The 4,867-nt window shown below is 45.2% G+C and carries 5 protein-coding genes; all 5 read right to left on the bottom strand.

Features of this window, described 5'->3' with window-relative positions; genetic code table 11:
• The coding region (locus tag C8R14_RS12895; RefSeq protein WP_110332637.1) for a hypothetical protein at positions 1-555 on the bottom strand (555 nt) is incomplete at its 3' end.
• A gap of 71 nt (positions 556-626) precedes the next feature.
• Positions 627-1,268, bottom strand: a complete 642-nt coding sequence (locus C8R14_RS12890; RefSeq protein WP_242500174.1) for a hypothetical protein — start codon at positions 1,266-1,268, stop codon at positions 627-629.
• Positions 1,269-1,434: 166 nt separating this feature from the next.
• Positions 1,435-2,700, bottom strand: a complete 1,266-nt coding sequence (locus C8R14_RS12885; protein ID WP_011635096.1) for a methane monooxygenase/ammonia monooxygenase subunit B — start codon at positions 2,698-2,700, stop codon at positions 1,435-1,437.
• Position 2,701: 1 nt separating this feature from the next.
• A complete protein-coding gene (locus C8R14_RS12880; protein ID WP_011635097.1) occupies positions 2,702-3,532 on the bottom strand; it encodes a methane monooxygenase/ammonia monooxygenase subunit A in 831 nt (276 codons plus the stop codon).
• A 173-nt stretch (positions 3,533-3,705) separates the two neighbouring features.
• Positions 3,706-4,521, bottom strand: coding sequence for a methane monooxygenase/ammonia monooxygenase subunit C (locus tag C8R14_RS12875; RefSeq protein ID WP_011635098.1), 816 nt, complete (start codon positions 4,519-4,521; stop codon positions 3,706-3,708).
• Between the last annotated feature and the right edge of the window lie 346 nt (positions 4,522-4,867).

Below are 4,867 nucleotides of genomic sequence, written 5' to 3'. Positions count from 1 at the left end.
GAAGAAGAAGTATCCACCGCCTATGACAATGATCAACAAGGGCCAGAAATACATATTCATCTTAAATTTGCCTCCTGTGCCCACAGCGAAAGGGAAGCGTGATACATGCTCTATTCCATTGTCCCTAACTGTTACCAGTCCTACAAAATTTCCTTCTGTGGGAAATGTATGTTCAAACGTGACTGATCCATTCGAGTACACTTTTGGAGGGATATGCATGACGGTAATCTCGTCAAGATTTCCTTCTTCCCCCGGCTCTGCACCTGTATCACGAATAATACGTACTTCTGTTGTTAACGGTCTCAGCGCTTCATCAATATAATCCAGTGCTACCACTGTACGACCAGTATTGGGTATATCCTCACAGAATTCCTGCTCTTGCGAGCTTTCAGGCTGGTAGCCCGTAAAGTGCATGGTATAAGGCCCAACCGTGAGTTTACACATATCCTCCGCCATAGACAGTCCGCCATGAGCATAAGCTTGCATCCAGCAGGTCATGCCCAGTAACATTCCAACCAGCCATTTAATGCCGGTTATTGTCCATCCTTTTGTCATCTATCTATCCTCCCTGTCTTTTATATTTTTGTCGCAAATCATGTCGGCACTCTCTATGAGACTGCCTGAATTTAATCGTCTTCAGATTTAAACCAGCTTTTTAAGCGGCCGGATTGTATCAGCTTATACAGCAGCCAACTCAGGAACAGGAGCGCAATTGCCGGGCCTGCCCAGGTGCGTGCAAGCTTGCCATAATCAACCATTTCAACTCGCAGCTGGTAATAATAATTTAGCGGAGGGACTCCTTCTGCCGTTACTATTACTGAATATAACCCTTTATCCAGTCTGCCTATTCCATTAATGACTCCATCGGGGTGATGAGCTGCATTGACCTGGATGATCATATCTCCTTCTTTTTCTTCACCTCTGAATACTTTCATACCTACCGGCATATCGCGTAAACCCAGGTCTATCAGATCCACAACCAAATAGGTATCTCCAGCCATTGGAATCTCTGTGCAATAATGCCCGCCCTGATCAAATTGAGGCTGATAGGTGTTCAGGTGCACCATATTTTCACCTATCTGGCGCACGCAGGTATCTTCCTCCAGTGATACACGACCATGCCCCAAGGCTGTGTTCGTGTAACACAAGATGGCAAGAACACAAGTCATAAAAGCCAGTTGTACCGATTGCTTCAACATGATGACTCCTTGCTCCTGTCTTGATAAAAAACCACTTTTCTGCTTTTCCAACAGATGCTCTCTTCCCATTTTTATAATTCCTTTCAATTCAGTATTCAAGATACCGAATTTGACAGGCTGTCTGATGCTTTGTCTCAAAATCAGAATCACAATAAAAAAACCGGTACACCTCTGCCTTGCGACAGGCGATGTACCGGTTCTTATTAACTAATACGCAGTACCTCGGTACTGTCTATTAGAGCTTGGTAAAGACTGGAATCACCGGACCAGCAATACTGTTGATATGGCGATTACCTTCTGAATCCCAAGACATTAACAGTCCGCCAAAACGGCTTTCCGGGTCACCCAGCAACGCCATCAGACGTTGGATTTCCCACAGAGCATCTTTGGCTTCCATCCTCAATTGCTTGGTCTCGCCTGGCTGAATTGCACCATCATCATCAAAATTCAAGCCTACTGCAACCAGTTCACGAGGATACTGTGGATCCAGGTACTTACGGCCGGTACTGTTAACGAAACGAATACCTGCTGTGGTAAATTCACCAAATGTAACTGGTGTATCACCGTTGTTGGTTACTTCCATTGATACACGCAGTGCACGTCCCGGTACGTCATAGTTAGCATCTGTAATTTTGATTGCTACCGGATTTGGTGCTACCGGTAATGGTGCAACTTTGGATTGACCAGCCTGGATAGGTACTGTGTATGGATGCTTGGTTTCTGTATAGCGGTATCCACCCCATACTATCGCCAAGGTCAGGATTGCAAGTACCCAGGTGATTTTCTTATCCATCGGATCCAGCAACAGATCATCACCATAAGCGAGCAATACCCGGCTACGTGGCAGGAACATCGGACGCGCTACAAAGATACCAATCCAGAATATACCAATTGACATCCAGAGAATATGCCAGAAAATACCGTTTGACAGGTTGAATGTTTCCGAGTCAATTGTTTCGCCTGTCAGCAGCTTGAGTGGATTAGTAAAATCATCCCAGCTTCCGGTAACGTTCATCCATGCACCCGGTCCTGCAATTGGACCTGCATCTTTAACGTTTAACATGGCGTGCATGTGATGGCGTCCTGGAATACGTGCTCTCAGCTGAACTTCGAACGCATAGTCACGACCAATTTGCAGCGGACCTGAAATAAACCATGGGTGGCCATTAATCTTCGTACTCAAACGCACGTATACCGAACTTGGGCTACCTACGTTAAAGAATGCGAAATCCGGTCTTGCTGCCGCACGCGGCCAGTCTTCAGCCAAATGAAATTTGCCGGTAATTTGGGCATTCTCATTGACTTTGGTTACTTCCGGACCCCATTTAACATCGTACCACTGTACTGTACGCATCCGAAGAAACGGTTCCTGGGATCGTTCTCCATGGGCTGCTACTGTTGAGATATCTAGTGTCACTGTCATGGTCAGTGCCGCCATTGCATAAACAGCAACGCCACAAAGTCCCATCATTCCACGTTTATAAAGGTTCTTGATACCCATTTTATTTGATCCCCTCTGGAAACCCTTCTTCACCAAATGCCGTAACATCATTGCGCTGTACGATACGTCCTCTTTTACCTTTAACGTAGAAGAAGGCTGTGCAGTAAACTTTTCCAAGATACCACCAGACTGCAAACATCAGCATGGATACAAACGCAGCGAAGAATGCTGCAATAACTGTGGTGTGACCACCAAAGGTACGTAATGAACCTTGTTCAATATGACGAACATACTCAGGTGTACCCGTACGAACATACAGATGACCCATGTAGTCAGCCATCGACAACAGTGTTCCTTCTACAACGATTGGCAGATGGGTCGGGCCAAAGATTGGCCAGTTACCCGGGTAAAACATCAGGCCAAAGAATCCACCTCCAACCAATGCAGTCACCAACCAGTTACGTGTCAGATACATTGTGAAATCCAACATCAATGCACCCGGGAGCATGATACCTGGGGTTACAAAATTGAGTGGATAGTGTGACCACCAGTAGAAACCCCAGTAACGTGTCAGCCACTCACCTATCAGCAAACACACTACGCACAGAGTCGCACCAAATGGTTGACGGTAGTTGACCCACAGGTAATACATAATTGCCGAGCAATAGGTAATGCCCACAATAGGTGTTACTACAGGCCACCATTGACGATCTTTCCAGTCCATCCAGAAATCCCAGTCACCTGCCAACAACATGAAATGCATATGGTAGGTACCTACCAACAGAACAACCAGAATCGGAAAATAAACCGCATCAATCAGGCGTGACATATGGACCGCTTCCGGCGGCATCTTGGCCGCTTTCAGGATCTCTTCTGTTCTAAATATACTCACCCTATCCTCCCCTCTTATAATTTAAAATTAACATCACGATTCCTCTTTTTCTTTAAGGTACCGCATTCCGATTACCGGCCGGCTAAACGTTAATTGCTTAACGTCAGCCAGTCATTTCTTTTTCCATATACCCCTTGAAATGTAGTTTCCCAGATTTCAAGGGGTATTCCGGACTAAGCTACAACCCGGTTATTCAGAATTTCTTTGCTTTGATTATTCCAGACCACGTCAGTCAGGTTGGAATAACGGGTAATGATTTGGGCAGCAACTCCACCCTGGAATAATCCAGCCCAACCGAGCACTACAAAACCCCAATGCAGCGGTGCGCTGAACAGCTCTTCCATGAACCAGAAAGCATGACCCCATTCATTCAGACCAACGTTTGGCAGAATCATCAGAGGACCTGCAATCGCCATCACCAGCGGGAAAGAAATTCCACGATGAAACAGCGGCAGACGGGTCATTGCATACAGATAGGTTGCAACTCCGCAGACGATGTACATCGGAAATGATCCATAAAACACGACTACGTGACTTGGTGTAAAGCTGGTGTCACGAATAATCACCTGGTGCCAGGAGGCATCTTGCTCCGTAAAGAAGCTACCACCCCAGTAAACACCAAAAATGTATACACCCAGCCACATCATGTAGTAGAAGTAGCGTTTGATTTCCAGTTTCGGATCCAGGTTATTCAATTGCTCTTCTGTATCACGTGTTTTCCAGATCCAGCCCCAGGTTACCAGTGCAAACAGCGGCATAATGGCCATGTGCACACGCCACAGGCCCATCCATACACGGTCAAACTCTGGTTCCATTGAATCCATTCCGTGTGAATAGGCAAAGTAACGTTGATACCATACCCAGAATATCGCTACCAACAACATGGTTATTAAACCAAATTTATAAAATTTGGAGTCATACCACAGTGACATGTCATAGCCTCTTGATGAGACTGATGAGGCACTGCTCGTTCCTAACGTAGTTGCCATCTCTTTATCCTCCTTTACACCACATTTTGTTAAAACCAGTAATGAAAATTAGAATTTTTCATTACTGTCCATCGCAAATAACCACATTTAAATCACGGTCTTTGCTTGATTTTTGCCTCAGTATTTCTCATTTTGTTCCGGGAAGGCTTCTATACCCACACCAGATACATCCGAAAGGCTAGTCACCTTGGCTCTTTTAGTCAAGCATTTTTTATTCACACAACCACAAGGTTCAGTTAGTTAACACAAAATCAATTGATTACAACAATCTTCACAGCACCCCTCACAAAAACCAGATCATCCCTCAAAATAAAATAAACCATGAAAACTTTGTGGATATAGGTTT

It is taken from the genome of Nitrosomonas eutropha (genome assembly GCF_003201195.1).
Classification (GTDB): domain Bacteria; phylum Pseudomonadota; class Gammaproteobacteria; order Burkholderiales; family Nitrosomonadaceae; genus Nitrosomonas; species Nitrosomonas eutropha.
Note: the sequence above shows the minus strand (reverse complement) of the source record. Positions and strands in the feature narration are given on the sequence as shown.